Origin of the sequence: Mucilaginibacter inviolabilis (assembly GCF_011089895.1) — a bacterium.
In the GTDB taxonomy this organism is placed as follows: Bacteria; Bacteroidota; Bacteroidia; order Sphingobacteriales; family Sphingobacteriaceae; genus Mucilaginibacter; species Mucilaginibacter inviolabilis.
The window spans coordinates 115766-141946 of sequence record NZ_JAANAT010000006.1; the positions used below are offsets into that span (position 1 = coordinate 115766).

Below are 26181 nucleotides of genomic sequence, written 5' to 3' on the forward strand. Positions count from 1 at the left end.
TAGACTTACGAAGTTTTTAAAACTTCGTAAGTCTAATCCCCCCTTGTCATCCTGAGGAACGAACGATCTATTTGTACGCCTTGCATATAGGCAATCAGATGCTTCACTCCGTTCAGCATGACAAGAATGTAAATTACTGCTGCTGCGGCATAGCGCTCATATCCATATAGGCAAATTCCCACAGGTGACCGTCAAGATCCTGAAAACCGTGCCCGTACATCCAGCCATAATCCTGCTTTTCGTTAGGTACAGTAGCACCGCCTGCCACGGCCTTGCGCACCATCTCATCAACCGCTTCCCGGCTATCTACCGAAATGCAATGGATGGCCTCGGCTACTTTAGTAGCATCAGCAATTTCTTTTTTAATAAATGATTTAAAGAAGGGCTCAGTCAGCAGCATAAAATATATATTGTCGCTGATAACCAACGATGCACCTTGCTCGTTGGTGAACTGAGGGTTAAAGCTATAACCCAGGCTGGTAAAAAATTCAATTGATCTGTTCAGGTCTTTAACCGGAAGGTTTATAAAAATTTGAGTCGCCATGATGTTTTAATATTTATTATTTTGTTTTGATTGTGTGATACAAACATACAGGCATTAAACAGATGTGATGAGGTGTAAAAACGACAAATTTGAGGTGAATCATGACAATCGAGGAAATATTCTGAGCTGGGTATCTACGAATTTATTTTTGTCTTAACCTCGGCCGTTACCTTATTTAAAGTATCACCAATCCGCTGCTCGATGTTATTTATTTCGCCATGAGCTATCAGATTACGAATCTTGTTCATTTCGCTTAACTCGCGTAACGAATCCCTGCTAATAACCCTTCTTTCATATAACGACCTGATGATCTGTCCCAGGGGCTGAAAGTCTCGAAAACGGCCAAAAGACTCCAACCTGTATTTTTTGGCCAGATCTCTTAGTAAGTTTTCCAGTTCGGCAAAACCTTCCAGAAATTTAGTGCTGGTTAAAGAATTGCCCTGCGCAGGTTCAAAAACACTTTCCTCCTCTTTAATCAATTTTTCGACGGTCTTTTTAACCTTATCGGGGTCAATAATAAAAATAACAAAAGTAATGGCCCATATAACAGTAACTATATTTACCACACCCACAATAATGGCTATTACTAAATTATAGATACCAAAATCATAACCATTTATAAAAACTACACCTAAGCTTAATAATATGGAGAAGCCGGTAAGTATAAATAATGCTTTTAATCTTTTAAAGTATTGGTTTTTGATATCAACATAAATTACTTCAAGAGTCTCATCTTTTTCTACTTGCTTATCCATCAAATCATAAGAAAAGAAGAAACCTGCTGCCAGAAACCCTATAAAGGCAGCAATTGCCTGAGCTGAAGAACTAAATAACCAATATACATTATCGGCTCCCTTATAAGCACTCATTATGTTTCACAATTCAGATTGTTCGTAATAACTTAAAAATAGTAATTAAATTGTAAGAGTTAGACTAAAACCATATTCATCACGTTCTAACATCTGTAATTTTGTATATTTGTAATAATGAGGATCAGGAATTTCAAAACGCTGATAGTAGTAATGTTTATGGGTGTCTTTATGATAAAGATGGCCATATCCCTTGCTCCTGTGTTTTTGCATCTTGATACTAAAACTGTAAGGGCAGTTATCCTTCAGCTTGAACAGGAATCCAAAACCGGAAAAGAAAATCCGGATAAGGATGCTTTTAAGGAGAAAAAAGCCTTTGATGAATATTATCTGTACAGTGTAGCGCATATTACATTTGTTACAGAAAGCAATATACTTCATAACCAGGAAGACCATCTGTACAAGCAGGCATACCATCCTGTTGTCCCCACGCCCCCTCCCAACGTTTAAATGATTAACCGGATACTTCCCTATCCGGATGTTAACGCTTTACAATTCATTTAAATTTTTATCAAAATAATTTATTAACGGTGATGAATTTATCATCCTGATCATATATCAGGACGATGGTTTCATTCAAATTATCGATCTTATGCAAGATAAGCAAGGTGGCTTTGCTGTGGGCAATCTCAACCTGAAAAAATATTTCTTACCCAAAAACTTAAAGAAAGACCTTCCGTCGAGTATTGTTGTATTCCTGGTAGCGTTACCTTTATGTTTAGGCATAGCCCTGGCATCCGGCGCTCCGCTGTTTGCCGGCGTATTAACAGGCATTATTGGCGGTATAGTTGTAGGTACATTCAGTGGCTCGCAACTTAGTGTGGCAGGTCCGGCAGCCGGTTTAACGGTTATTGTATTAAATGCCATCACTAAACTGGGCTCGTACGAAACCTTTTTGCTTGCTATTGTGCTGGCCGGTGTATTCCAGATGCTGTTGGGTATATTAAAAGCAGGTACTATAGCCAACTACTTCCCTTCGGCAGTAATTGAAGGGATGCTTGCAGCTATAGGTATCATCCTTATCATGAAGCAGTTTCCGCACGCTGTTGGATACGACGCCGACTTTGAAGGAGATGAACGCTTTAGCCAGGTAGACGAGCACAATACTTTTTCAGGTATACTGCGAGCTGTAGCCCGGATTAATTATGGTGCAGTAATCATTGCAGTTGTTTCCATCCTATTGCTTATTTATTGGCCCAGGTTTAAAAAACTGGCTATCATTCCGGCTCCCTTACTGGTTGTTTTAACAGGTATTGGACTTAGTGCCGCATTTGCCGGAACCGGATTTGCCTTGTTGAACAAGCAATTTGTACACATACCTATTGTAAACAGCAGCACCGAGTTTTTTGGTTTATTTAAATCGCCCAACTTTAGCGCCATTGGTAATAAAGAGGTTTGGATAACAGCCTTCACCATAGCCGTAGTAGCCAGTTTAGAAACCTTGCTTAGCCTGGAAGCCGTTGATAAGATCGACCCGATAAAACGTATATCACCCACTAACCGCGAGCTGGTTGCCCAGGGAATTGGCAACATCACCAGCGGTTTATTAGGCGGTATGCCCATGACAGCCGTAATCGTTCGCTCATCGGCCAACGTAAATGCCGGTGCACGTACCAAAATGAGCAGTATAACCCATGGTTTACTCCTGCTGGTATCGTTGCTTTGCATTCCGTTCCTGATCAATTTGATACCGTTATCGTGCCTGGCAGCTATACTGCTCATGACCGGTTATAAATTAACCCGCATCGGCCTGTTTAAGCATATGTGGCAGTTAGGGTTGAACCAATTTATCCCGTTTGTAGTCACTATAGTAGCAGTAGTATTAACCGATTTGCTCATAGGTGTAGGCATTGGTATGCTGGTGGGTGTATTTTATATCCTGCGTACCAATTTACGCAACCCATATTTTTACCAGATTGATCGCAATGGCGATAAAAAAGTGATCAGGATAAAACTTGCAGAGGAAGTATCCTTTTTAAATAAAGCTGCCATACAGGTAACCTTAACCAGTTTACCAAAAGGCACAGATGTGATCATCGACGGATCAAACTCCAGGTATATCGACCCGGATGTGATCGAAATCATCCACAATTACAAGCACAACGCCTATACCAAGGGCATCGTTGTGCAATTACATGACATAAAGGACAAGTACGATGTACCGCCTTTGAAAGAATTAATGTATAACCCCACTAACTAAGAAAAATCATGACCTCAATAGATAATAATTTCAAATTGGTTAACGACAACAGTTATAACGCTTTAATACGTGGCAACAGCCAATGGGTTGACCTGAAACTACAGGAAGATTCGGACTATTTTAAAAAACTGGCTAAAGGCCAAAGCCCGGAAGTATTATGGATAGGCTGTGCCGATAGCCGTGTACCAGCCAATGAAGTAACCGGCACCAAACCAGGCGAAGTATTTGTACACCGCAACATTGCCAACGTGGTAGTACATACCGATATGAATATGTTAAGCGTATTGGATTATGCCGTAAACGTGTTGAAAGTAAAACACGTTATTGTAGCCGGCCATTACGGCTGCGGCGGTGTAGCTGCTGCCATGAGCAACAAACAGTTTGGTGTTATTGATAACTGGTTACGCCATATAAAAGATGTTTACCGCTTACATGCCAAAGAACTGGATGCCATTGAAGATGTACAGGAACGCACCAACCGCCTGGTTGAACTTAACGTGAGCGAACAGGTATATAATGTGTGCAAAACATCCATCATTCAAAATGCCTGGATGGAACGTCACGATCTGGAAGTTCATGGTTGGGTAATTGACCTGGGTTCGGGCCTGATCAAGGACCTTAAAGTTTCCAGCAGCAGTCCGCATAACTTAGGTTATGTGTATGAGTTTGACAACGCTAATGCCGTTGCTCAACACTAAATAAGGCTGCTGCCCTTAAGCCTTCAAAGATTCTCCCCACGACCTGCAAAGGGAGAGGTTTATGTTTGGTTTGCCCCGGTTCATGGAAATGGCCGGGGTTCTTTTTTTACCATCACCGGTCATGCTGAACTTGTTTCAGCATCCCACAGGACAATTAAACCTGCATGATGTAAATTCATACATGTGGGATCCCGAAATAAATTCGGGATGACTCAGATTTTCATACCCAATCCTTCAATTTTTATCCTATTTTTATACTGAAGCAACAAGCAAGGATATTTTATGCTGAGGCAATCAAAAGAAACACGCACCTTAAAAGAAAATTTATTGCTGGCATCATCAACCGCTTTTGTATCGGGGGTAACCAATGTGGCGGGGATGATCGCTTTTTTAGCATTCACCTCCAACATTACCGGACATGTGGCCAACCTGGCCAAGCATGTAGTTGAACAAAACTGGAGCGAGATTGTGGTGTTTGTGATATGGCTGATGATGTTTTTTGCAGGTGCCTTTATATCTAACTTCATTGTACACTCACTGGAACATAAAAGCCGCTACCGGGCTCACTCTATCCCCATAGTTATCGAAATTATACTGCTGTTGTTTGTGGCTATTTATGGTCATAACTTTTACCGCGAAACAGAAACCGAGCGCGAAATAGTCATTGGGGTGATCATTTTTTGTATGGGTTTACAAAACAGCCTGGTGTCTACCATATCCGGTGGGCTAATCAAATCGACCCATTTAACCGGCCTGTTTACAGATCTTGGTGGCGATGTATCAGAATGGTTTCATCCCAATACTGCCAAAACTGAAACTACCCGGAATAAGATCTATATACGGCTTACCGTACTGGGCTTCTATTTTTTCGGGGGCATCATGGGCGGCTTCTTTTTTAATTTGTATGATTTTGCGATATTCTATTTCATTCCACTAATTTTGCTTACCATTTTATATTACGATCTTTCGCCGGTAGCTTTACATAAAATAAGCCGGGTATTCCGGATAGATAAAAGCAAATCGGTTTAGATCATTCACTTTTTAACATTTACATCTATGTGCGCCCAAACAAGTATTCACGACACCAGCCACATCACTTATGAAGGTTTGCTGGAAGGTAACAAGCAATTTATCGCCAACGCGTTAGATTCAGATCCAGACTTTTTCACCAAACTGGCCAACGGTCAAAATCCACCGGTACTCTGGATTGGCTGCGCTGATAGTCGGGTACCCGCTAATCAGATCACCAATACGGCCCCCGGCGAAATATTTGTACACCGTAATATCGCCAACATGGTTATCCACTCCGATATGAATATGCTGAGTGTGCTGGATTATGCGGTGAACGTATTGAAAGTAAAACATGTAATTGTAACCGGTCACTATGGTTGCGGCGGTGTGCTTGCCGCTATGAGCAATAAAGCCTTCGGATTGATTGATAACTGGCTGCGCCATATTAAGGATGTTTATCGCCTGCATGCCGACGAGCTTGATGCTATTACCGATGATACCGAACGCGGCAATCGCCTGGTAGAGCTTAACGTGAAAGAGAATGTATATAATCTTTGCAAAACCACCATCGTACAAAATGCATGGAAAAGCGGCCAGGAACTGAGCGTACACGGCTGGGTTTACAGCCTGAGCACCGGCCAGATAGCCGACATGAAGGTGAGCACCCACAACAACGATAATATGGAGAACGTGTTTAAGTTTAAGTAACAGATGTGCGGATGTGCAAATTTTAGATGATATCTATATAAAACACATCGTAAACCAAAACAAAGAAGCCGGGCAATAAGTCCGGCTTCTTTGTTTTTTATCATCTGCACATTTGCACATCCGCATATCTGCACATCTAACTACACTTCTTTTTCCAAAAACGGATATCTGTAATCCTTTGGCGGGTCAAAAGTTTCCTTAATGGTGCGTGGAGATACCCAGCGCAGCAGGTTGATCATGGAACCAGCTTTATCGTTAGTACCAGAACCTCTGGCACCACCGAACGGTTGCTGACCAACAACGGCACCTGTAGGTTTATCATTGATGTAAAAGTTACCCGCAGCATTGCGTAAATGATAGGTAGCCTTTTCAATGGCATACCTGTCCTGCGATATAATAGAGCCCGTAAGCGCGTAGATAGATGTTTTATCTACAATGTTAAGCACTTCATCAAATTTAGCGTCCTCGTACACGTAAATGGTCAATACGGGACCAAATAGCTCCTCGCACATGGTTACATAGTACGGATCATCTACTTTTAATACAGTAGGCTCTATAAACCAACCTGCGGTTTTGTCATAATTACCGCCGGCAACTACTTCAACACCTTTATCAGCTTTAGCCGCATCAATATATTTAGCCAGTTTATCAAACGATACTTCGGTGATTACGGCGTTGATGAAGTTTTCAAAATCCTCAACCGGACCCATTTTAAACGAAGTGATATCGCGCTGCATATTAGCTTTTACCGCCGGCCATAGCGAAGCTGGGATATAAGCACGTGAAGCGGCAGAACATTTTTGTCCCTGGTATTCAAACGCACCACGAACCAGGGCAGTACTTACTACATCGGCATTGGCGCTTGGATGGGCTAGTACAAAATCTTTACCACCGGTTTCACCTACAATGCGTGGGTAGGTTTTATATTTATGAATATTGGTACCGATAGTCTGCCAGATGTTCTGGAACACTTTGGTTGATCCTGTAAAGTGGATACCGGCAAAATCAGGATGGTTAAATATAACTTCACCTGCAACCGGGCCATCAACATAAATCAGGTTAATAACGCCGGCAGGTACGCCTGCTTCTTTAAACACCTTCATGATCACGTTGGCAGCATATATCTGAGTGTAGGCCGGTTTCCATACTACTACGTTCCCCATCATGGCCGCAGATGCAGGCAGGTTACCTGCGATAGCCGTAAAGTTAAATGGCGTTAAGGCAAACACAAAACCTTCCAGCGGACGTTGCTCCACACGGTTCCAAACACCTTTACCTGATACCGGTGGCTGTTGCTCGTAGATCTCGGTCATATATTCTACGTTAAAGCGCAGAAAGTCGATCAGCTCACAGGCCGAATCAATTTCAGCCTGGTAGGCATTTTTAGACTGACCCAACATCGTTGCCGCATTAATTTCGGCACGGTACGGACCGGCTATTAATTCAGCAGCTTTTAAAAATATAGCGGCACGTTGCTCCCAGGCTAAATTTTCCCAGTTGGCTTTGGCAGCCAGGGCTGCATCAATAGCAGCGGTAACGTGTTTGGCATCACCTTCAGAAAAAGTAGCCAGTAAATGTTTATGATCATGCGGCGGACGGATCTCGAGCTTAGTGCCCGTACGTACTTCTTTGTCGCCGATGTACATAGGTATATCCAGTTGTTGAGCGCGGGCTTCCTCTAAGGCGGCTTTAAGCGCTACACGTTCCAAACTGCGCGGGCCATAGTTTAAAACAGGCTCGTTTTGCGGCGGCGGAACATTAAAAAATCCTTTAAGCATAGATGGGTTATTTATGTTGCCGCAAAGATACGGATTTTGAGGTGAAGGGGGAATGTCAAAAATATCAGGAAACGGATGAATGCCTACAGCATTATAGTTGGCTTAACATTTAAAAAAAGAATATATTTAAAGCGGAGTTATATGATTTATCCCAGACCATCACAATGAATAAAATACAATCTGCCAAAGCCTGGGGTTATGCCGCCTCAAACCTGTTAGGCATGATCTTGATTGGATTAAATAAGCTGTTATTAGTTGGCAGCGGGTTGCTTGTTTTTTCGGAATTTGTGATCATACCTATTCTTATGGGTATTATCAATGCCTATTTTTTACGTAATCTTTATACATTAAAGACCCGCAAACTTATCGGGATCTCTTGTATAAATGGGATGATCGCTATTGTTTTAAGCTATATCTTTTTGAAAGAAGGAACCATCTGTCTTATTATAGTATCACCACTGCTGTTTTGCTTTATTTTCCTGGGGATATTAATGGGCCGGGGCATGTTTCATAGGGATAACGATACGCTTAACGTGAGCATTATTTCCTTACTCCTGCTCATATTTGTAGCCGATTCGGTTTCCATGCATCATTATGAAAATATGGTGAGTGATAAGATAGTAATCAATGCCCCTGTAACCGAAGTGTGGAAACATGTGGTGGCCTATAAACGGATAAAAGCCCCTGAAAAATTTTGGCTTTTTAAAATTGGGATGCCAAGCCCCGTTGAATCTACCGCCGACGGTTACTACTTAGGCGCCAAACGCAAATGTATCTTTAGCAATGGTTATGTGTTTGACGAAAAGATAGTAACCTATGATAAGGATAAAAATCTCACTTTCGATATTACCCATCAACCCCGTGATCCGGAAATAATGGGTCATATCGATATTTTGCGAGGACAGTTTTTATTGAAAGATAATGGCAACAACACCACTACCCTGGTGGGTAACAGTTGGTACAAGCTATATGTGTTTCCGGCCTGGTATTATGATATCTGGGCGCAAAGCATTACCCGGAATGTACATATGCGTGTTATGGAGCACATCAAACAACTCAGCGAGGAAAAGTAATATGTTTACCTTTATTATAAAATACTTTGGTTTCTTAAAGTTCATTCCAGGGCTGGCTATTGTATTTGATTGCCTGCTTAAAGTATTAACTTTTATAACAAAACCAACATTGCTTGATTGGATGGATGAAATTGAGACCGAAGTTTTAAACTGGGATGGTACATTTGTCAGTATGCATAAATACGGAGGGTTACAACTTAACTACTCCGGGAAAGAAATAGGTCACATACATGGGAACGGATTGTTAGATATGCTACTGAGCCGCGATCAAAAAAAGAGTCTTTTACAACATAACCGCATTATGGATCATCATTCTTTTAAAAATACCGGTTGGATCAGTTTCTACATTTGCACAAAAGACGATGCCCAATATGCACTGGAGCTATTAAAACTATCTTACAAAAAAATGAGTAGTGGCAATCATCTGCTAATTACACCATGACACAAACATCCATGATCCATATAGAACAAATACGCCCCGAACTCACCTGGCGCCTGCGCCGGCAGGTGCTTTATCCCGAACAAAAACTGCACGAAATGGAAATGGAAGAGGATAATCATGGCCTGCATTTTGCCGCTTTTCAAGATAATAACGTGGTGGGTGTTATATCTCTGTTTACTAAAGGCGATGATTACCAGTTCCGTAAATTCGCGGTCGACGGGGCTGTACAGGGTAAAGGTATCGGTACCCAAATGCTGGCATATATTACAGATTTTGCCCGCACCAACGGTGCTAAAAGATTATGGTGCAATGCACGGGTAACCGCCATCAGCTTTTACATCAACGCCGGGTTTCAGCACACCGGACAGTTGTTTGCCCGGCAAGGCTTTGAATACGAAATACTGGAAAAATATCTTACTCCTTAATCAGCGCTGCAATCAATGTGGTAGCATAATCATTTTGCTGTTTCTGGTTAGATAGCTTGGCCAGGTCAAGCGCCTCGTCAATATCACCTTGTGCCTCGTAAACTACAGCCAGGTTATAAGCGGCCCTGCTGGCTTGTTTAAGGTCGGATCCGTCAATAATGGGGTTAAGTATCTTAAAGGCCAAATCAAACCGTCCTGCCAGGATATAGCGTACAGACAGGGCCATCTGATCGCCCTGGTTATAAAGCGGCCGGTAGTTGGTAATGGTATAAGGCAAATAATCTTTTAATGCATCAAGCGCTGCATTTCGGGCCGCACCGTCAATAGAATAGCCAAACCTGCCGTCCTGTGGCTCCGTGGCTATACCCTTGAGCTTTTTAAAGAAAATACCATTACTTTCATGTAAAGTAAAAGTCACTGTAGCCTTGGTGCTGTAATAAGCTATCTGGGCATTGCCGTCATACTGTACATTATCCAGTATCAGGCCTGCATTAAAAGCATCAAGCGTTAAAACATAGTTGGCCTTGTATTTGGCCGCCAGGTGTTTTACAGAATCTTTATTAGCGCTAAATGATACAGAGTCTACAATACTGGAAATTTTAATACCTGGTAACAATTTCAGTTCTTTCTCGGCCCCGGTTACAGCGCTGTAGGCCGCGGCTTTGAGGGCCATGATCTTTCGCTTGTTGATGCGGGTTGAATCAAAAACAACATGGTTAACCACCAGGATGCGGGCAGTATCGGTTCTAAATACCAGCTTGGGGGCATAATCAACAGGCACAGTGGCATATTGCACCACATTACAAGAGGTTAGCCCTACTATAAATAATATACAAATTAGCTTAATCAGTTTCACGGCGTGGGGTAAATTATAGATGGATGTAAAATTAAGAAACTACAATGAATTTGAAATGAATATTAATGTGGCATTAATGTAAAACCTACAGTTAATCACAACTAATTAATCAAGTGGCTTAAATTTTACATATTTCAAAAAAAAACGCTAATGCTCTAACATTAGTATTAAATTAATAATAAAAACGTGTTTTTATTTCCATTGTGGCAGGCTATTTTAGGGCTTTAACATCTACTTTGCTATATTTGCTTATTACTAAAAAATAGTTTGCTAAAAAATATGGCTAAAAAAAAATCTGATGCCTCAACGCATACTCCCATCGTAAACGAAACCTCTCTTTCATTTTTTGAAAAATATATAAACAACCCTTCTCCTACCGGTTTTGAATGGAAAGGCCAGGAATTATGGCTCGATTATCTCAAACCGTATATCGATACCCATTATGTAGATAATTACGGTACCGCGGTAGGTGTTATCAATCCAAAGGCCGATTATAAAGTAGTTATAGAAGCCCATGCTGATGAAATATCCTGGTTTGTAAATTATATTACCAATGACGGATTAATCTATGTGATCCGCAACGGTGGTTCAGACCATCAGATAGCTCCTTCCAAAAGGGTGAACATACATACCGATAAAGGTGTAGTAAAAGCTGTTTTCGGCTGGCCGGCAATTCATACCCGTTTGGGCGGCGATAAAGAAGAAGCGCCAACCTTAAAAAACATTTTTCTTGATTGTGGATGCACATCGAAAGAAGAAGTAGAAAACCTGGGCATCCATGTAGGTTGCGTAATTACCTACGAGGATGAGTTTATGATCCTGAATGATCGTTATTATGTTGGTCGGGCCTTGGATAACCGAGCAGGCGGCTTTATGATAGCAGAGGTTGCCCGTTTATTAAAAGAAAATAAAGTAAAACTACCTTTCGGTTTATATATCGTAAATGCGGTACAGGAAGAAATAGGTTTACGCGGTGCTGAAATGATAGCCAGTAAAATAGAACCTGATGTAGCCATTGTAACCGATGTTACACATGATACACAAACGCCCATGATCAACAAAATAACCCAGGGTGATTTGGCTTGCGGTAAAGGTCCGGTGGTATCATATGCGCCTGCGATTCAAAACAATTTTAACAAGCTGCTCATTGAAACAGCCCAAAAAGCTAATATCCCTTTTCAGCGCCAGGCCTCATCACGTTCAACCGGCACCGATACCGATGCATTCGCTTATTCAAATGAAGGTGTACCTTCGGTATTAATATCTTTACCGCTAAGATACATGCATACCACTGTTGAAATGATCCATAAAGAAGACGTAGATAATGTGATACGCCTCATTTATGAATTATTATTGAATATCAAAGCCGGTCAGGATTTCAGATATATCAAATAATTAATGCTTTTTTTAAAACAATTTCATTAATAGATTGATTTCACTATAAAAATTTATGCAAGGGCATATAGTTATTTCAAAATACCCCAAAGTATATTTATGAAACCAACACTCCTTATTTTGGCCGCGGGAATGGCCAGCCGTTATGGCAGTATGAAACAAGTTGACGGCTTTGGCCCCAACGGAGAAACAATTATCGACTATTCCATCTATGATGCTATAAAAGCGGGTTTTGGGAAAGTTAGTTTCATTATCCGTGAAGAATTCGCCGATAATTTTAAGGCTATTTTTGAGCCCAAACTTAAAGGACGTATCGAAACTGATTATGTTTACCAAAGTTTTGATTTAACCCCTTTTGGTATCGATAAAACCATCGAACGCGCCAAACCATGGGGTACAGCCCACGCCGTACTTGCCGCACGTGATCAGATTCATGAGCCTTTTTGCGTGATCAATGCTGATGATTTTTATGGTTATGATTCATTTGAAAAAATGGCCAAATTTTTAACCACCGAAGTTTCTGATGATACCTATTCATTGATCGGTTACCAGATTGACCGGACCTTGTCTGACTATGGCTCGGTATCTCGCGGTGTTTGTAAGGTTGATGACGAAGGCAACATGGTGGAGATTAACGAGCGCACCGAGGTTTATTTTAAAGAAGACGGCAGCGTAGCTTACAAAGACACTACCGGAGAACACGCCTTATCAAACGACACCCGTGTATCTATGAACTTCTGGGGCTTTACACCAGCCATATTTAAGCAAAGCCTGCACATGTTTCAGGAGTTTGTGGAGGCTAATGAAAATAATCCCAAATCAGAATTCTTTATACCACTGGCAGCTGATGGATTGATCAAAAGCGGTGAGGCTTCATTCAAAGTTATCCCTACCGGTTCAAAATGGTTCGGTGTAACTTATAAAGAGGACAAACCTATTGTACAAAAAAGCATATCAGAACTGGTGAATAACGGTACCTATCCATCAACTCTTTGGGATTAATTACCCCTTTACCATATTTAAAAATCCCGCCCCGTGCGGGATTTTTTGTTTTTATATATGCCAATTTTTGTCATCCTGAACGCAGTGAAGGATCTGTTATGCAATAAGCAGGGCTGATTAGTAGATTCTTCGTTCCTCAGAATGACAAATAATAAATAGCAGAAAAGCCCGGTTCAGGAAAATCCTGACCGGGCTTTTTATTATTCAACAACACTTATTTTATTTAGTATCGTCTTTTACTTCTTCAAAGTCAACATCGGTTACGGTATCGCCTTGATCCTGTGGGCCTGCGCCTGGAGCACCTTCGGCACCTGGCTGGCCTGCTTCGGCAGAGGCTTTGTACATCTCTTCAGATGCAGTAGCCCATGCAGCATTCAGTTCGGTTTGAGCAGCTTCGATAGCGTCAAAGTTTTTAGAAGCATAAGCCTCTTTTAACTTGGTTAAACCAGCTTCGATAGGACCTTTTTTGTCGGCTGAAATTTTGTCACCGTATTCTTTCAGTTGTTTTTCTGTCGAGAAGATCAGGGCATCAGCAGCGTTCAGTTTTTCAACTTCTTCTTTTGCTTTTTTGTCAGCATCAGCGTTAGCTTCAGCTTCGTCCTTCATCTTTTTGATCTCGGCATCAGTTAAACCAGAAGAAGCTTCGATACGGATCTTTTGTTCTTTACCGGTTGCTTTATCTTTAGCAGATACGTGTAATATACCATTGGCGTCGATATCAAAAGTTACTTCGATCTGAGGCACACCGCGAGGTGCTGGTGGTATACCATCCAGGTGGAAACGACCTATAGTACGGTTACCCGCAGCCATTGGGCGCTCACCTTGTAATATGTGGATCTCAACAGATGGCTGGCTATCAGACGCAGTTGAGAATGTTTCAGATTTTTTAGTTGGGATAGTTGTGTTTGACTCAATCAATTTGGTCATTACACCACCCATAGTTTCAATACCTAATGAAAGCGGGGTAACATCTAACAGCAACACATCTTTAACCTCACCGGTTAATACACCACCTTGAATAGCAGCACCAATAGCTACAACCTCATCAGGGTTAACACCTTTTGAAGGTGCTTTGCCAAAGAATTTTTCAACAGCTTCCTGTATAGCAGGGATACGGGTTGAACCACCTACCAGGATAACTTCGTCGATATCTGAAGTACTTAAGCCAGCATTTTTCAAAGCTGATTTACATGGGTCGATAGTACGTTTGATCAGGCTATCTGCCAGTTGTTCAAATTTAGCACGGGTTAAAGTTTTAACTAAGTGCTTTGGCATACCATCAACAGCAGTGATGTATGGTAAGTTAATTTCTGTTTGTGCAGAGCTTGATAACTCAATTTTAGCTTTCTCGGCAGATTCTTTTAAACGTTGTAAAGCCATTGGATCTTTACGCAGATCAATACCTTCGTCGCTTTTAAATTCATCAGCCAACCAGTCGATAATTACCTGGTCAAAGTCATCACCACCTAAGTGAGTATCACCATCGGTTGATTTTACTTCGAATACACCGTCACCTAATTCCAGGATAGATACGTCATGTGTACCACCACCGCAGTCAAATACCGCGATTTTCATATCCTTGTGTGCTTTATCAAAGCCATAAGCTAAGGCAGCAGCAGTAGGTTCGTTAATGATACGACGTACTTTTAAACCTGCAATTTCGCCGGCTTCTTTAGTAGCCTGACGCTGAGCATCGTTAAAGTAAGCTGGTACGGTAATAACCGCTTCAGTTACTTCGGTACCCAAAAAGTCTTCAGCAGTTTTCTTCATTTTTTGAAGGATCATCGCTGAGATCTCTTGCGGAGTGTATTTACGGTCGCCAATTTCAACACGCGGAGTGTTGTTATCGCCTTTTACTACCTTGTAAGGTACGCGGGCTGCTTCACTTGTAACTTCGTTAAACTGGTTACCCATAAAGCGTTTGATTGACGATATGGTTTTTGTAGGGTTGGTGATGGCCTGACGTTTTGCAGGGTCGCCAACTTTACGCTCGCCGTTGTCAATAAAAGCTACTACGGACGGCGTAGTACGTTTTCCCTCGCTGTTAGCAATAACTACAGGCTCATTACCTTCCATTACAGCTACGCAGGAGTTTGTTGTTCCTAAGTCGATTCCAATTATTTTAGACATATGATTGTTTTACTTGATTTAATATTTTACTAACTACTGCTATTTATCAACGTTTGTGCCAATAGCTATTTGGCAGTATATATAGTCAGGATGACAAATATTGCGTCAGAAATGCTATACACATTGGTGACAGGTTGGCAGAAATTATAGCTAAAGGCAGAAGGTCCGAAGCCTAAAGCTGTTTTGAAATTAAATCCTATCTTTGTATCATTAAATAAACGCCTCTGTTACTTAACACATTCAACACGCACATTACGCTGCCTGGAATTGCATAACAAAAGCCTGGTATACCAGGTTTAGCCTTCACTTTAAAAAAGAGAACAGTTTTTCTATTGTTATTTAATTCCATCATTACATGTTTTTTATCGAATCTGAACGGTTACGATTGATACCGTTAACACACCATCAATTGCAATTAATGCATACTGACAGGCCGGCTATGGAACTATCCTTGGGCTTAAATCCATCTGCCATGTTGATAGATCCGCTTTATCAGCACGAAATAGATGACGCTATGATCAATTTCTGGCTCCCTAAAACGCTGGAATACCCGGAACAATATAAATGGTACACCAATTGGGAGATAGTGCTGAAGAATACGAATACTTCCATCGGTGGAATGGGATTTGGCGGCGAGCCCAACGAAAAAGGAGAAGTAGAAACTGGCTATATGATAGATGGCAACCATCACAACAAAGGTTACGCTACCGAGGCGTTGAGAACGATGATACAATGGGCTTTCGGTCATGACGCAGTGCAAGCAATAGTTATACGCACCTTTGCTGATAACCTGCCATCAAGAAAAATGATGGACAAATGTGGGTTTAAACAGGTCGATGATATAGATGGGTTGTTGACCTATAGGTTGAGGAGATAAGTAGGGTGTGATGCTATGCGTTATAAAGTCCAAGCTCTCTAAGGATAAAACAGCCTGCTATACTTTATACTGAATATTCGCTCAATCATCCATAAAGGATATGTCATTGCGAGCGTAGCGTGGCAATCTCCTCACTTGCATTGAATGCGAGGAGATTGCTTCGTCGTTCCTCCTCGCAATGACATGACGCGATAGATACTCTCCGAGCCTCATTCTTTCGTGCCTCGCAATGACGCGTTTCTATTATATTAGACCAAGGTTAAGACAAAATACTTTAAAACAAAAAAAGGCCTTGCTCAAATGAGCAAGGCCTTTTAGTATTAAGGGATTTAAAATTATTCTCCTTTTTCAGCGTTCTCCTCGTTTTCTGGAGTTGCAGTAGCTTCAGCAGCCGGAGTTTCAGTAGCTTCAGCAACTGGTGCTTCTGCTTTAACTTCTTCTTCAACAACTTTTGCTTCTTCAACAGGAGCAGTTTCTTTAGCAGGCGCTGCTTTTGCTTTAGCACCAGAACCACCACGACGACGGGTTGATTTTTTAGCTGCAGCTGCAGTATCAACACCATAAACAGTGTTGTAGTCTACTAATTCGATGATAGCCATTTCAGCGTTATCGCCTAAACGGTTCTCTAACTTCACGATACGGGTGTAACCACCTGGGCGGGTAGCAATTTTCTCAGCAATTTCGCGGAATAAAATAGTAACCGCGTCTTTGTCTTGTAAATAGCTAAACACCGTACGACGAGAGTGAGTAGTATCGTTTTTTGATTTTGTTAAAAGTGGCTCAACATAACCGCGTAAAACTTTTGCTTTTGCTAATGTTGTAGTGATACGCTTGTGTAAAATAAGCGAAGTTGCCATGTTAGCCAGCATCGCTTTGCGGTGGCTGGTAGTACGGCCTAAGTGATTGTTTTTGTTTCCGTGTCTCATTGTTATTAAATTATTTCACGTGCATACCGTCCGGCGATAAAATCAAGCCTTCGGAATTATGCCTTCGCTAATTGTTTATTATTATATAAATAAAAAAGTGAGGTTTGAACAGATGCTCAGCCTCACTTTTTAAATTCTTATTCTTCGTCTAACTTAAATTTAGACAAGTTCATACCAAAAGATAAACCTTTTGATTTAACCAGGTCCTGAATTTCAGTTAATGACTTTTTACCAAAGTTTCTGAATTTTAACATATCAGCAACATCGTATGATACTAAGTCGGCCAGGCTGCGGATGTCAGCAGCTTTCAAGCAGTTCAATGCGCGTACAGAAAGGTCAAGATCAACCAGTTCAGTTTTCAGGATCTTGCGCATGTGCAGGATCTCTTCGTCAACTTCTTTAGTTTCTTCTTTAGCTTGTGCTTCCAGCATCATGTTCTCATCGCTGAACAGCATAAAGTGCTGGATCAGGATTTTGGCTGCTTCTTTTAACGCGTCTTCCGGGTGAATTGATCCATCGGTAGCAATATCCAGAACTAATTTTTCATAGTCGGTTTTTTGCTCAACACGATAGTTTTCGATAGTATATTTTACGTTTTTAATAGGCGTAAAGATGGAATCGATAGCTATAACACCAACGTTGGCATCCGGATTTTTATTTTCTTCGCTTGCTACGTAACCACGGCCTTTACCTACAGTAAGCTCAATTTCAAGCGTTACTGATGAGTCCATGTTACAGATAACCAGATCAGGATTTAAAACAGTAAAGTTATTAGAGAATTTAGTAACATCTCCGGCTTTAAAAGCGTCCTGGCCATTTATGATAACAAATATCTTTTCAGAATCACCAGACTCACCTGTTTTTTTGAAACGAACTTGTTTCAGGTTCAGAATGATCTCGGTTACGTCTTCAACAACACCTTTGATGGTTGAAAACTCATGCGTAACTCCCGAAAAACGAACAGAAGTGATGGCATAACCTTCGAGTGATGAAAGTAAGATACGACGCAGAGCATTACCAATGGTCACACCGAAGCCTGGTTCTAACGGACGAAACTCAAACGTACCATCGAAATCATTTGCTTTCTGCATGATAACCTTGTCTGGTTTTTGAAATGCTAAAATTGCCATTTATATCCTTTATTTATTGTTTACTAATTGAATTGATTTAAACCACGAAAATGATTGACATAAAATGCCAACCATCCCATGGATAATTATCGTTATTATTTTGAGTACAACTCGACGATTAGGTTTTCTTTGATATTTTCAGGTATCTCGTCGCGGTTAGGATAGTTTAGGAATTTACCTGTTAAGGCGTTAGCATCCCATTCTAACCAGCTGTATTTATTGATTCTTCTTCCGGCTACTGATGTAGTGATGGCTTCTAATGATTTAGATTTTTCACGTACAGAGATCACATCACCTGCTTTTAAAGCGTATGAAGCGATGTTTACCACAGCACCATTAACATTAATGTGTTTGTGATTAACCAACTGACGGGCTGCAGAACGTGTAGGAGCAATACCTAAACGGTAAACAGCATTATCTAAACGTGCTTCTAAGAATTTCAACAGGTTTTCACCAGTGATACCCTCTTTAGCAGATGCGCGGTGAAACAAGTTTTCGAACTGACGCTCTAATACACCGTAAGTGTATTTTACTTTTTGTTTCTCCTGTAACTGAGTTGAATACTCAGATTGTTTTCCTCTTCTTTTTGAGGCACCGTGCATTCCCGGTGGATAGTTTTTACGTTCTAACGCTTTATCCGGACCGAAGATCGGCTCACGGAAACGACGTGCAATTTTGGATTTTGGTCCTGTATATCTAGCCATTTTTGTGTGTTCTTAAAGTATCAAGCAACCTGCAGCTGCCGAATCTTAGCTTTAAAAAAATTGTTAATTAAACTCTTCTTCTTTTTGAAGGACGGCAACCGTTGTGCGGTAGCGGTGTGATATCTTTGATGGTTGTAACCTCAATACCTGCAGTTTGCAAAGTACGGATAGCCGACTCACGACCTGCACCCGGACCTTTTACAAACACTTCAACTTTACGTAAGCCCAGGTCATAAGCTACTTTACCGCAATCGGCAGCTGCTTGTGAAGCGGCATAAGGGGTGTTCTTTTTTGAACCTTTAAAACCCATTTTACCAGCTGATGACCATGATACAGCCTGACCGGTTTTGTTGGTAAGGGTGATGATGATATTGTTAAAAGTAGCATTGATGTGTGCTTCGCCCACAGGCTCAACAATTACAACGCGCTTTTTGGTTACTTTTTTGCTCTTAGCCATTTTTTTAATTTTTGAATTAATGAATTACTGAATTATCGAATAACCCGGACCCATTAATTATATTTTCAAATGAGGTAATCCTAATGAATTGTAAAGCGGTAATTACTTAGCGCTTCACAATCACTATTCAATATTATTTAGTAGCTTTTTTCTTGTTAGCAACTGTTTTACGTTTTCCTTTACGGGTACGTGAGTTATTTTTAGTACGCTGACCACGTAATGGTAAACCTTTACGGTGACGTGTACCACGGTAACAACCTATATCCATCAAACGTTTAATGTTAAGCTGCACTTCTGAACGTAATGCACCTTCCACTTTGATCTGATCGTTGATAATTCCACGAATTGAGGCTAATTGCTCATCGGTCCAGTCTTGTACTTTTGTATTAAAATCAATACCAGCCTCAGTCAAAATTCTTTGAGCTGTTGAGCGGCCTATACCGAAAATGTAAGTAAGTCCGATTTCTCCTCTTTTGTTTTTCGGTAAATCTATACCTGAAATCCTTGCCATATTTATTGTTTGTTTTTTAAATGATAACCGAACGGCGGGCCACCGTTGTACGAATTATCACAGTTTTTTTTAATTATCCCTGACGCTGTTTGTATTTAGGATTCTTTTTGTTAATAACATAAAGTTTCCCGTTACGGCGAATGATCTTGCAATCAGCGCTGCGTTTTTTTATGGATGCTCTAACTTTCATCTCTTTGTTTATTTATATCTATAAGTTATTCTACCCTTTGTTAAATCATACGGACTCATTTCCAATTTCACCCTGTCGCCAGGTAGAATCTTGATGTAGTGCATACGCATTTTGCCGGAAATGTGTGCAATAATCTCATGACCATTTTCCAGTTCAACCCTAAACATTGCATTTGACAATGCTTCCCTAATTGTACCGTCTTGCTCAATCGAAGATTGTTTAGCCATATTTTGTTGATTATTACTTAATTATCCGCCCTAAAACCGGGATGCAAAATTAATAAAAAATTATTTAATTATTATGCTTTTCTTTCAAAACATTTTCAACATACTCAAACGTTGATAAAATGTCTGGTTTACCTTTACCAATAGCTACTGTATGCTCATAATGGGCCGATGGCTTTTTATCGACAGTTGAAACTGTCCATCCATCATCCCAAAACTTAACACCGGCACGGCCCGCGTTGATCATGGGCTCGATAGCAATCACCATTCCTTCTTCCAGTTTGATGCCTGCACCGCGCTTGCCATAGTTAGGAACCTCGGGTTTTTCGTGCAGCTTAACGCCCACACCATGCCCTACCAGTTCTTTTACTACGCCAAAGCCATTCTTCTCGGCATGTTCTTGTATGGCATAGCCGATATCGCCTATGCGCATACCAACTACGGCTTTTGCAACTCCTAAGTCAAGACACTCTTTGGTTACCCGCATGAGTTTCTTAACCGTATCGCTTACCTCGCCGATAGCAAAGGTATAAGCCGAATCGCCTACAAAGCCGTTTAAGGTAGCTCCGCAGTCAACAGATACCAGATCTCCTTCCTGCAGGGTATAGCTTCCGGGGAAACCGTGTACTACCTGGTCATTCAGCGATATGCAAAGTGAATATGGAAAGCCGCCGTAGTTTAAAAAAGTAGGAATTCCGCCGTTGTCGCGTATAAAGGTTTCAGCAAGTCTGTCGAGTTCAATAGTCGTAACACCAGGTCCAATCACTTTGGCCACCTCCGCGTGTGTGCGGGATACCAGTAAGGCGCTTTCTCTGATGAGTTCTATTTCTTCGGCAGACTTGTAAAGAATTTTTGACATGCTTAAAATTAGATAGCTGTCGGAGTTGTTCCGGCAGCAGCAGGCATTGCTGTACGACCTTTAATTCTTCCGGTTTTCATCAAACCATCATAATGACGCATCAACAGGTGACTTTCTATTTGTTGCAGGGTATCTAAAACTACACCTACCAGGATGATCAGTGAAGTACCACCAAAGAATCTTGCGAAGATCGGAGATACGCCAACCAAGCTGGCAATGGCCGGGATAATGGCTATAATAGCCAGGAAAATTGATCCCGGTAAAGTTATTTTTGATATTACACCGTCAATAAAATCAGCAGTTGATTTGCCTGGTTTAATGCCTGGTATAAAGCCACCGTTCTTTTTCATATCATCAGCCATCTGGTTAGGATTAACGGTAATGGCTGTATAGAAATAAGTGAACAGGATAATCAGGATACCAAACAACAGGTTATGCTGCCATGAGTTATAGTTTGACAATGCGATCAGGATACCGTTTGATGCAGCATTCGGGAAAAACTGTTGTACAGTTTGCGGAATGAACATCAGGGCCTGGGCAAATATGATAGGCATTACACCGGCAGCATTAACCTTTAAAGGTATATACTGACGCACGCCACCATATTGTTTGTTACCTACTATACGCTTAGCATATTGTACCGCAATTTTGCGTGTACCTTGTACTATCAGTATAGTAAACATTACCACACCTATCAGTGCAACAATTTCAACAATGAAAGTTACCAAGCCGCCTGTACCACTGGTACGGGAGCTAAACTCTGTTATAAACGCGCCTGGCAATTGGGCAATGATACCCACCATGATAATTAACGAGATACCGTTACCTATACCTTTATCGGTAATTTTTTCACCCAGCCACATTACAAATAATGTACCTGCGGTTAAAACCACTGTAGTTAATAAGGTAAACAACGGATCGCCGATTAAACGTGCATCAGGACCAATTTGTGAACGTACATAACCGATAGCCTGCAAAGCAGTAATACCGATGGTTAGGTAGCGTGTCCACTGGTTAAGCTTGTTACGCCCGCTTTCACCTTCTTTTTGCAATTTGGTAAAATAAGGCACAGCAATACCCAGCAGTTGCACCACAATTGAAGCCGAAATGTAAGGCATTACACCCAAGGCGAAAATAGAGGCACGTGAAAACGAACCTCCTGCAAACATATTCAACAATCCTACTAATCCTTCTGCTTTTTGGTTTGCGAATGACGCACCGTTTACGCCAGGCAACACTACGAATGAGCCTACGCGATATATTAAAAGAAATAAGAGTGTGTTTATAATACGCACTCTCAAATCTTCGATTTTCCAGATATTGGATAATGTGGTGAAAAATTTCTTCATTGAAACTTACAACTTAACTATGGTACCACCAACTGCTTCAATAGCTTTTTGAGCTGTAGCAGTAAATGCATGTGCTTTAACTTCCAATTTGGCTTTCAGTTCGCCACGGCCCAGGATTTTAACCAGGTCGTTACGTGAAACCAAACCATGTTCTTTCAGGGTATCGAAATCAACTGATGCCAGAGAGAATTTCTCTACTAAGCCTTGCAGTACATCCAAATTAACACCTGTGTATTCCACACGGTTAGGGTTTTTGAAACCAACCTTTGGTACACGACGTTGTAAAGGCATTTGACCGCCTTCAAAACCTACCTTAGTGCTGGTACCTGAACGTGAACCGGCGCCTTTGTGGCCACGGGTTGACGTGCCGCCACGGCCAGAACCTGTACCACGGCCAATTCTTTTTCTATTTTTAGTAGAACCTTCTGCAGGTTTTAGATTACTTAAATTCATGATATTAAATGTTTTCTACCGCTACCAGGTGATTAACTTTTCTAACCATACCAATGATAGCAGGTGTAGCCTCAACTTCCACACTGTGGTTAATTTTACGTAAGCCTAAAGCTTCGATTGTCTTTTTTTGGCGTTCACTTCTGTCGATCACGCTCTTAATCTGAGTTATTTTGATTTTGGCCATGACTGATTATCCGTTAAATACTTTACCTAAACTAACGCCACGTTGCTGAGCTACAGTATGTGCATCGCGCAATTGTGCTAATGCCGATACAGTTGCTTTTACCACGTTGTGCGGATTTGATGAACCTTTTGATTTTGCCAATACGTTGTGGATACCTGCCGACTCTAATACGGCACGCATTGCACCACCCGCAATAACACCGGTACCATTTGCTGCTGGTTTAATGAAAACAAAACCGCCAGAAAATTTACCAATTTGCTCATGAGGTATAGTTCCGTTTAAGATAGGAACTTTTACCAGGTTCTTTTTAGCATCATCAATGCCTTTTGCAATGGCTTCGGTAACCTCTTTGGCTTTACCTAAGCCGTAACCTACAACACCGTTCTCGTCACCTACTACCACAATGGCAGAGAAACTGAATGTACGGCCACCTTTGGTTACTTTGGCAACGCGTTGTATGCTTACCAAGCGGTCTTTTAATTCGATCTCGCTTGTTTTTACTCTTTTTATGTTGATTGTTGACATTTCTCTTTTCGATTAAAAGTTTAAACCACCTTCACGTGCACCTTCGGCCAGTGATTTAACACGACCATGGTACAAATAACCGTTCCTGTCGAAAACCACATCTTTGATACCTGCTGCAATAGCTTTTTGAGCTACCAGTTTGCCTACGGCTACTGATTGATCAGATTTAGTACCATTTGCTGCAAAATCTTTTGATAAAGATGAAGCCGATACGATAGTTTTACCGGTTAAATCGTCAATGATCTGCGCGTAAATTCCTTTATTACTTCTGTAAACTGACAGGCGAGGACGCTCTGTTGATCCTGAAAGGCGTTTTCTGATGCCTTTTTTAATCCTGTCTCTTCTTGATAATTTAGCTCCCATGACGATTATTTTTTAGATGCTGATTTACCTGCTTTTCTTCTCAATACTTCGCCAACAAACTTGATACCTTTACCTTTGTATGGCTCTGGTGCACGTAACGAACGTATTTTCGCAGCTACCTGACCGATCAGTTGTTTGTCGATAGATTCCAGGATGATGGTAGGGTTTTTACCCTTATCAGCAGTGGTTGTAACTTTAATTTCTTTTGGTAATTCAAATACATAGTGGTGAGAGTAACCCAGCACTAAATCTAAAGTATTACCTGTATTGGTAGCACGGTAACCTACACCTACTAATTCCTGCTCCACTTTGTAACCAGTGGTTACACCTACTACCATGTTATTTAAAAGCGCACGGTATAAACCATGTAATGCTTTATGACGTTTTTGATCAGACGGGCGTTGAACTAACAACTGGCCATCTTCCTGTGCAATGGTGATATCGCTATCAACCGCTTGCTGCAACTCACCTTTAGGGCCTTTTACGGTAACAACATTATCTGCTGATACGGTAACGGCAACTCCCTGTGGTAGTGCTATCGGTGCTTTTCCTACTCTTGACATTGCTTAATTTCTCCTATTAATAAACGTAGCATAATACTTCGCCACCTACATTTTGCTGACGGGCTTCTTTATCGGTCATTACACCTTTTGAAGTTGACAGGATGGCGATACCTAAACCATTTAATACTCTTGGCATGTTTGATGTGCCTGCGTATTTCCTCAAACCTGGTTTACTGATGCGCTGAATGCTACGGATAGCAGAAATTTTAGTTATCGGGTGGTATTTTAAAGCAACTTTAATGCTGCCTTGCGGACCAACTTCTTCAAACTTGTAATTGGCAATGTAACCTTTGTCGAAAAGCACTTTCGTGATTTCCTTTTTCAGATTTGATGCAGGAATTTCAACAACCCTATGGTTGGCTTTAATAGCATTCCTTACTCTTGTAAGATAATCTGCGATTGGATCTGTATTCATTTTATTGTGTTATGACGGTGGTTTCCTTCCGGTAACATCCCGGGCGACCTTCCATCGGTTAAATTCTCTTTTTAATTCAAAAGTAAAAATTCAAAATTCAAAAACGCCTATAAGGCACTTTTGAATTTTGACTTTTGAATTTTAACTTTTTACCAGCTTGCTTTCTTTACTCCCGGTATTTTGCCAGCTAATGCCATATCACGGAATGTTACACGTGAAATGCCAAACTGACGCATATAACCACGAGGGCGGCCGGTTAATTTACAACGGTTGTGTAATTTTACCGGTGACGAAGCTTTAGGCAATTTATCTAAGGCTGCATAATCGCCGGCCTCTTTAAGGGCTGCTCTTTTCTCTGCGTATTTAGCAACCAATTTAGCGCGTTTTAATTCACGTGCTTTTACACCTTCTTTAGCCATTGTTATTTTGATTTTTAAATGGTAATCCAAATTGTTTCAACAACTCCAATGCTTCAACATCGTTTGTTGCGGAGGTTACAAAGGTAATATCCATACCTTGAATTTTATTGATTTTGTCAATATTTATCTCAGGGAAGATAATTTGCTCTGTAATACCTAATGTATAGTTACCTCTTCCGTCAAAACCTTTGTCGTTGATACCTTTAAAGTCACGGATACGTGGCAGGGCAACAGCGATTAAACGATCCAAAAACTCATACATTGTGTTGTCACGCAGGGTAACACGTACGCCAACCGGCATATTTTTACGCAATTTAAAGTTTGAGATATCTTTTTTAGATTTTGAAGCAACTGCCTGCTGACCGGTGATGGTAGTTAACTCAGTGATGGTGTTTTCGATCAATTTCTTGTCGGTTGTGGCAGCGCCAACACCCTGGTTAATGGCAATTTTTTCCAGTTTAGGAACCTGCATTACGCTTTTATACTGAAATTTATCTTTCAGAGCGGTACGGATCTCCTCTTTGTATTTTGTTTTGAGTCTTGGTATGTAAGTCATTACTTAATTTCCTCCCCTGATTTTTTTGCTACCCTTACTAATTTGCCGGCATCGTTTTTCTTACGGCCAACACGGGTTGGGTTACCTGTTTTAGGATCAACCAGCATTAGGTTTGAAATATGTATAGCAGCTTCCTGTTTAACAATACCACCGTTAGGGTTGGCAGCGTTAGGTTTGGTATGTTTTGATACCATATTGGCACCTTCAACAATAGCGCGGCCTTTGTCTAACAAAACCTCAACAATTTTGCCTTGTGTTCCTTTGGAATCACCGGCTATAACTTTAACCAGGTCACCTTTACGGATCTTTAATTTAGCTGGTTGCTCGTGTTTTTTCTTTTCCATG

Annotated in this window: 34 protein-coding genes; 11 read left to right on the forward strand and 23 right to left on the reverse strand. The window is 41.0% G+C overall.

The annotated features are described in order from the left end of the window. Positions 1 to 133: 133 nt before the first annotated feature. Entirely contained in the window at positions 134 to 544 is a 411-nt protein-coding gene (locus G7092_RS29440; protein ID WP_166095807.1) for a VOC family protein, read from the reverse strand. A 134-nt stretch (positions 545 to 678) separates the two neighbouring features. Next, on the reverse strand, positions 679 to 1413 hold the full coding sequence (locus G7092_RS29445) for a hypothetical protein (protein WP_166095810.1): 735 nt from the start codon (positions 1411 to 1413) through the stop codon (positions 679 to 681). Positions 1414 to 1530: 117 nt separating this feature from the next. Between G7092_RS29445 and G7092_RS29450 the strand changes: the two genes are divergently transcribed. The 5 genes from G7092_RS29450 (at position 1531) to can (ending at position 6030) form a co-directional block, all read left to right on the forward strand. Further along, positions 1531 to 1863, forward strand: coding sequence for a hypothetical protein (locus tag G7092_RS29450; RefSeq protein WP_166095812.1), 333 nt, complete (start codon positions 1531 to 1533; stop codon positions 1861 to 1863). 142 nt (positions 1864 to 2005) lie between these two features. Beyond that, positions 2006 to 3613, forward strand: a complete 1608-nt coding sequence (locus tag G7092_RS29455) for a SulP family inorganic anion transporter (protein WP_166095814.1) — start codon at positions 2006 to 2008, stop codon at positions 3611 to 3613. Between the two features lie 8 nt (positions 3614 to 3621). After that, complete coding sequence (locus G7092_RS29460; RefSeq protein ID WP_166095817.1) at positions 3622 to 4311, forward strand: carbonic anhydrase; 690 nt, start codon at positions 3622 to 3624, stop codon at positions 4309 to 4311. Between the two features lie 282 nt (positions 4312 to 4593). Next, positions 4594 to 5340 carry a YoaK family protein gene (locus tag G7092_RS29465; RefSeq protein WP_166095818.1) on the forward strand — a complete coding sequence of 249 codons (747 nt, stop codon included), beginning with the start codon at positions 4594 to 4596 and terminating at the stop codon, positions 5338 to 5340. Positions 5341 to 5367: 27 nt separating this feature from the next. Then, positions 5368 to 6030 (forward strand): carbonate dehydratase, encoded by a 663-nt coding sequence (gene can / locus G7092_RS29470; protein WP_166095821.1) that lies wholly within the window; start codon positions 5368 to 5370, stop codon positions 6028 to 6030. Positions 6031 to 6170: 140 nt separating this feature from the next. On the opposite strand, the gene pruA is transcribed toward can, so the two are convergent. Then, the gene (gene pruA, locus G7092_RS29475; RefSeq protein WP_166095824.1) at positions 6171 to 7808 is read right to left on the reverse strand and encodes an L-glutamate gamma-semialdehyde dehydrogenase; all 1638 of its coding nucleotides are present in this window, start codon (positions 7806 to 7808) and stop codon (positions 6171 to 6173) included. A 164-nt stretch (positions 7809 to 7972) separates the two neighbouring features. Between pruA and G7092_RS29480 the strand changes: the two genes are divergently transcribed. The 3 genes from G7092_RS29480 to G7092_RS29490 are packed head-to-tail and all read left to right on the forward strand — an operon-like array spanning position 7973 to position 9748. Beyond that, positions 7973 to 8881, forward strand: a complete 909-nt coding sequence (locus G7092_RS29480; RefSeq protein ID WP_166095828.1) for an SRPBCC family protein — start codon at positions 7973 to 7975, stop codon at positions 8879 to 8881. A 1-nt stretch (position 8882) separates the two neighbouring features. Then, the gene (locus G7092_RS29485) at positions 8883 to 9323 is read left to right on the forward strand and encodes a luciferase domain-containing protein (protein WP_166095830.1); all 441 of its coding nucleotides are present in this window, start codon (positions 8883 to 8885) and stop codon (positions 9321 to 9323) included. Beyond that, positions 9320 to 9748, forward strand: coding sequence for a GNAT family N-acetyltransferase (locus G7092_RS29490; protein ID WP_235953970.1), 429 nt, complete (start codon positions 9320 to 9322; stop codon positions 9746 to 9748). Before G7092_RS29485 ends, G7092_RS29490 begins: the two co-directional genes overlap by 4 nt. Here G7092_RS29490 and G7092_RS29495 read toward each other — a convergent pair. After that, entirely contained in the window at positions 9738 to 10604 is an 867-nt protein-coding gene (locus tag G7092_RS29495; protein ID WP_166095832.1) for a DUF6340 family protein, read from the reverse strand. The two genes, G7092_RS29490 and G7092_RS29495, sit on opposite strands and share 11 nt — an antisense overlap. A gap of 279 nt (positions 10605 to 10883) precedes the next feature. On the opposite strand from G7092_RS29495, the gene G7092_RS29500 reads away from it, so the two are divergent. Continuing rightward, a complete protein-coding gene (locus G7092_RS29500; protein ID WP_166095835.1) occupies positions 10884 to 11999 on the forward strand; it encodes a M42 family metallopeptidase in 1116 nt (371 codons plus the stop codon). A 99-nt stretch (positions 12000 to 12098) separates the two neighbouring features. Next, the gene (locus tag G7092_RS29505) at positions 12099 to 13001 is read left to right on the forward strand and encodes a nucleotidyltransferase family protein (RefSeq protein WP_166095837.1); all 903 of its coding nucleotides are present in this window, start codon (positions 12099 to 12101) and stop codon (positions 12999 to 13001) included. A gap of 219 nt (positions 13002 to 13220) precedes the next feature. Here G7092_RS29505 and dnaK read toward each other — a convergent pair whose 3' ends face one another. Beyond that, positions 13221 to 15131 carry a molecular chaperone DnaK gene (gene dnaK, locus G7092_RS29510; RefSeq protein ID WP_166095840.1) on the reverse strand — a complete coding sequence of 637 codons (1911 nt, stop codon included), beginning with the start codon at positions 15129 to 15131 and terminating at the stop codon, positions 13221 to 13223. 418 nt (positions 15132 to 15549) lie between these two features. On the opposite strand from dnaK, the gene G7092_RS29515 reads away from it, so the two are divergent. Further along, on the forward strand, positions 15550 to 16008 hold the full coding sequence (locus tag G7092_RS29515) for a GNAT family N-acetyltransferase (protein ID WP_235953971.1): 459 nt from the start codon (positions 15550 to 15552) through the stop codon (positions 16006 to 16008). Positions 16009 to 16343: 335 nt separating this feature from the next. Here G7092_RS29515 and rplQ read toward each other — a convergent pair whose 3' ends face one another. The 18 genes from rplQ to rplX form a co-directional block, all read right to left on the reverse strand. Further along, positions 16344 to 16934, reverse strand: a complete 591-nt coding sequence (gene rplQ / locus G7092_RS29520; protein ID WP_166095844.1) for a 50S ribosomal protein L17 — start codon at positions 16932 to 16934, stop codon at positions 16344 to 16346. A 137-nt stretch (positions 16935 to 17071) separates the two neighbouring features. After that, on the reverse strand, positions 17072 to 18064 hold the full coding sequence (locus tag G7092_RS29525; RefSeq protein ID WP_166095847.1) for a DNA-directed RNA polymerase subunit alpha: 993 nt from the start codon (positions 18062 to 18064) through the stop codon (positions 17072 to 17074). Positions 18065 to 18159: 95 nt separating this feature from the next. After that, entirely contained in the window at positions 18160 to 18768 is a 609-nt protein-coding gene (gene rpsD, locus G7092_RS29530; RefSeq protein ID WP_076377381.1) for a 30S ribosomal protein S4, read from the reverse strand. 67 nt (positions 18769 to 18835) lie between these two features. Then, positions 18836 to 19225: a 30S ribosomal protein S11 gene (gene rpsK, locus G7092_RS29535; protein ID WP_166095849.1), complete on the reverse strand. Its 390-nt coding sequence runs from the start codon at positions 19223 to 19225 to the stop codon at positions 18836 to 18838. 133 nt (positions 19226 to 19358) lie between these two features. Then, on the reverse strand, positions 19359 to 19736 hold the full coding sequence (gene rpsM, locus G7092_RS29540; RefSeq protein ID WP_166095852.1) for a 30S ribosomal protein S13: 378 nt from the start codon (positions 19734 to 19736) through the stop codon (positions 19359 to 19361). 73 nt (positions 19737 to 19809) lie between these two features. Beyond that, positions 19810 to 19926, reverse strand: a complete 117-nt coding sequence (gene rpmJ, locus G7092_RS29545; protein ID WP_074487407.1) for a 50S ribosomal protein L36 — start codon at positions 19924 to 19926, stop codon at positions 19810 to 19812. An 8-nt stretch (positions 19927 to 19934) separates the two neighbouring features. After that, a complete protein-coding gene (gene infA / locus G7092_RS29550) occupies positions 19935 to 20153 on the reverse strand; it encodes a translation initiation factor IF-1 (RefSeq protein WP_022833270.1) in 219 nt (72 codons plus the stop codon). A gap of 64 nt (positions 20154 to 20217) precedes the next feature. Then, positions 20218 to 21009, reverse strand: a complete 792-nt coding sequence (gene map, locus G7092_RS29555) for a type I methionyl aminopeptidase (RefSeq protein WP_166095854.1) — start codon at positions 21007 to 21009, stop codon at positions 20218 to 20220. A gap of 8 nt (positions 21010 to 21017) precedes the next feature. Beyond that, a complete protein-coding gene (gene secY, locus G7092_RS29560) occupies positions 21018 to 22358 on the reverse strand; it encodes a preprotein translocase subunit SecY (RefSeq protein ID WP_166095856.1) in 1341 nt (446 codons plus the stop codon). 6 nt (positions 22359 to 22364) lie between these two features. Then, positions 22365 to 22811 (reverse strand): 50S ribosomal protein L15, encoded by a 447-nt coding sequence (rplO, locus tag G7092_RS29565; RefSeq protein ID WP_166095858.1) that lies wholly within the window; start codon positions 22809 to 22811, stop codon positions 22365 to 22367. Positions 22812 to 22815: 4 nt separating this feature from the next. Further along, positions 22816 to 22995: a 50S ribosomal protein L30 gene (gene rpmD, locus G7092_RS29570; RefSeq protein WP_166095860.1), complete on the reverse strand. Its 180-nt coding sequence runs from the start codon at positions 22993 to 22995 to the stop codon at positions 22816 to 22818. A gap of 6 nt (positions 22996 to 23001) precedes the next feature. Beyond that, the gene (rpsE, locus tag G7092_RS29575; RefSeq protein ID WP_076377395.1) at positions 23002 to 23520 is read right to left on the reverse strand and encodes a 30S ribosomal protein S5; all 519 of its coding nucleotides are present in this window, start codon (positions 23518 to 23520) and stop codon (positions 23002 to 23004) included. A 12-nt stretch (positions 23521 to 23532) separates the two neighbouring features. Beyond that, positions 23533 to 23883 carry a 50S ribosomal protein L18 gene (gene rplR / locus G7092_RS29580; protein ID WP_166095862.1) on the reverse strand — a complete coding sequence of 117 codons (351 nt, stop codon included), beginning with the start codon at positions 23881 to 23883 and terminating at the stop codon, positions 23533 to 23535. A gap of 5 nt (positions 23884 to 23888) precedes the next feature. Continuing rightward, positions 23889 to 24446 carry a 50S ribosomal protein L6 gene (gene rplF / locus G7092_RS29585; protein ID WP_166095865.1) on the reverse strand — a complete coding sequence of 186 codons (558 nt, stop codon included), beginning with the start codon at positions 24444 to 24446 and terminating at the stop codon, positions 23889 to 23891. A gap of 16 nt (positions 24447 to 24462) precedes the next feature. Continuing rightward, entirely contained in the window at positions 24463 to 24861 is a 399-nt protein-coding gene (gene rpsH, locus G7092_RS29590; RefSeq protein WP_166095868.1) for a 30S ribosomal protein S8, read from the reverse strand. 149 nt (positions 24862 to 25010) lie between these two features. Next, complete coding sequence (gene rpsN / locus G7092_RS29595; RefSeq protein WP_166095871.1) at positions 25011 to 25280, reverse strand: 30S ribosomal protein S14; 270 nt, start codon at positions 25278 to 25280, stop codon at positions 25011 to 25013. Beyond that, on the reverse strand, positions 25273 to 25836 hold the full coding sequence (gene rplE / locus G7092_RS29600) for a 50S ribosomal protein L5 (protein ID WP_090462789.1): 564 nt from the start codon (positions 25834 to 25836) through the stop codon (positions 25273 to 25275). The genes rpsN and rplE overlap by 8 nt, the downstream gene beginning before the upstream one ends. Further along, positions 25836 to 26180, reverse strand: coding sequence for a 50S ribosomal protein L24 (gene rplX, locus G7092_RS29605; protein WP_166095873.1), 345 nt, complete (start codon positions 26178 to 26180; stop codon positions 25836 to 25838). Before rplX ends, rplE begins: the two co-directional genes overlap by 1 nt. Position 26181 lies beyond the last annotated feature (1 nt).